This window comes from Oscillibacter sp. CU971 (genome assembly GCF_905219725.1).
In the GTDB taxonomy this organism is placed as follows: Bacteria; Bacillota; Clostridia; order Oscillospirales; family Oscillospiraceae; genus Oscillibacter.
In genome coordinates this window covers 1-2,626 of sequence record NZ_CAJMXG010000330.1, presented here as the reverse complement: position 1 = coordinate 2,626, position 2,626 = coordinate 1, and the positions used below count along the sequence as shown (strand labels likewise).

The window sequence follows — 2,626 nt, the reverse complement described above, 5'->3', positions numbered from 1 at the left end:
CAGCCGGCCGACGCCGTGGAGCTTGGCAAGCAGCTCTGCGCGCGTGTCCTGCCCCATCAAAACCACGCCTCTTTCAAGAACCGTCACCGGGAGCTNAGCGCCAAGACTCAGGCTGTGCNGAANCAATATGCCGCTCCCGGCATTCGCTCCGCTGAGGATAAGCGGAAGCTGGCGGAGGCGTGGCTGGACTTGGCGGCGGATTTCGTCAAGGTTACGGTCAAGTTCCAANCAGAGGAGCAGGAGAAATGGCAGAAGCAGCAGGAGGCGCAGGAATCAAAACCTGAGCTTGCTATGACTATGTGAAAAGGAGGCTTTTATGGACCAATCCGCAATCATCTTTATCGTACTGGCCGGCGCGGTGTTCCTGTTGATCGGGATACTCGCCACCCACTCCGGCGGGTCCCTCAACGGCATCAAGGCAAGAACTGTCGGAGATGGCCAGCACGGCACCGCCCGCTGGGCCACGAAGAAAGAGCTCATGACCACCTACCGCCACGTTCCCTTCCGGCCTACCCAATGGCGGAAGGGAGAGAACCTCCCCAAGACTCAGGGCCTGGTCCTGGGCTGCGAAGGGAAAAAGAACGCCGTCACCGCCCTGGTGGACAGCGACGACATCCACTGTCTGATGATCGGCGCGTCCGGCGTGGGCAAAACAGCGTTCTTCCTCTATCCAAACCTCGAATATGCCTGCGCCAGCGGCATGAGTTTCCTGGCCCTAGACACCAAAGGAGACCTGGCCCGGAACTGTGGGGCCATCGCCATCAAACACTACGGCTATAAGGTGGCGGTGATCGATCTGCGAAACCCCACCCGCTCCGACGGGTACAACCTCCTGACGCTCATCAACCACTACATGGACGTAAGCCGGGAGGACCCGAGCAATCTCGCCGCACGAGCCAAGGCGGAAAAGTACGCCAAAATCCTTGCCAAGACCATCGTCAACCCGGAGGGAGACGCTTCCAACTACGGGCAGAACGCATTCTTTTACGACTCTGCCGAGGGACTGCTGACAGCGGTTGTGCTTCTGTTGGCAGAGTATCTGCCGCCCCAGAACACGGGGAATACAGAAACCCGGCACATCGTCAGCGTCTTCAAGCTGGTGCAGGACCTCCTGGCCCCCAGCAAAATGGCCAAGGGCAAAAACGGGTTCCANGTCNTGATGGACTCTCNGCCGNAGGCCCACAAGGCCCGCTGGTTCGCGGGGGCGGCGCTGAACTCCGCCGACCAGGCGATGGCCTCCGTCATGTCCACAGTGCTGTCCAGGCTGAACGCCTTCCTGGATTCCGAGCTGGNGCAGGTCCTCTGTTTTGACAGCGCCATTGACGCGGAGACCTTCGCCTCCCAGAAGTCCGCCATCTTCCTGGTGCTGCCCGAGGAGGACCCCAGCAAGAACTTCATGGCGGGCCTCATGATTCAGACGCTTTCCCGAGAGCTGTTCTCGGTGGCTGACGAGCACGGCGGAAAGCTCCCGAACCGGGTGGTGCTGTTTTGTGACGAGCTGGGCACCATGCCCGCCTTCGACATCATGCCCCTCTTCTCCGCCGGACGGTCCCGGAAACTGACGCTGGTGCCTATCATCCAGAGCCTTGCGCAGCTGGAGAAGAACTATGGAAAAGAGGGGGCGGAGATCATTCAAGATAATGTCCAGGATACGATTTTCGGCGGCTTCGCCCCCAATTCCCAGACTGCCGAGGTGCTTTCCAAGGCCCTGGGAAGCCGCACAGTTTTGAGCGGCTCTATCAGCAAGGGGAAGAACGACCCCAGCCAGTCTCTCCAGATGATCGAGCGGCCCTTGATGACGCCGGATGAACTGAAATCCATTCCCAAGGGCCAGTTCGTTGTGATGAAGACCGGCTCTCATCCTATGCGGACCCGGCTGCGGCTGTTCCTGGACTGGGGCATCACCTTCGGGGAGCCGTACATTCGGGAGGAAAAAGCCGCCCGAACGGTGGCCTACGCCAACAAGCAGCAACTGGAGAACGCGGTCTTCCAGAGCCGGGTTGCTCCCGCCATCCCCGAGCAAGCGCCTCCCGGAGTACTCCGAACGGGCAAGACCGCAGGGACCGGACGATGGGGCTGATCGTGAGAGGCGCCTATGGGATATTTTAACGCACTCTATGCCGCCNAGCTGCCCCACCGGGACGTGGCGGTCTACATGTACCTCAAGCACCGTGCGAACGTCGAGGGCCGCTGCTGGCCCTCGGTCCGCACCATCGCCAAGGACCTGAGCCTCTCCAGAGCCACAGTCCAGCGGGCCTTGCGGGAGCTTCAGCAGAACGGGTGGATCGTGGCGGAACCGCGCTGGAGGGAGAACGGGAGTTGTACCTCCAATTGCTACCGGCTGCTATAACTCCCGAAAAGAGGACAGACCCCTCCGCCAAGGGAGGGGCCTGTCCTTTTTCCGGGCCAGGGAGGCGTCATGGTGAAGCCCCCAGAAGTTACCACCGAAAGGGCTTACGATTAGTACAGGGAAAGAACAGGCATTCCCCCTTTAATCGGTAAGCGGTCATCGTTGTAACTTGCAGCATTCATTCTACTCCTCTATAAAGAATAAGAAGCTGTACCAATAGGCTAAAACCGCTTGAGTAAAGTGCTGAAAGCAGCAATGGTGCAAACAGCTTGTGCA

Annotated in this window: 2 protein-coding genes; both read left to right on the top strand. The window is 59.7% G+C overall.

Annotation, left to right across the window (positions count from 1 at the left end; genetic code table 11):
• The first annotated feature begins 316 nt into the window (after positions 1–316).
• The gene (locus JX325_RS14885; RefSeq protein WP_204791857.1) at positions 317–2,080 is read left to right on the top strand and encodes a type IV secretory system conjugative DNA transfer family protein; all 1,764 of its coding nucleotides are present in this window, start codon (positions 317–319) and stop codon (positions 2,078–2,080) included.
• Positions 2,081–2,095: 15 nt separating this feature from the next.
• A complete protein-coding gene (locus JX325_RS14880; RefSeq protein WP_204791856.1) occupies positions 2,096–2,350 on the top strand; it encodes a helix-turn-helix domain-containing protein in 255 nt (84 codons plus the stop codon).
• Positions 2,351–2,626 lie beyond the last annotated feature (276 nt).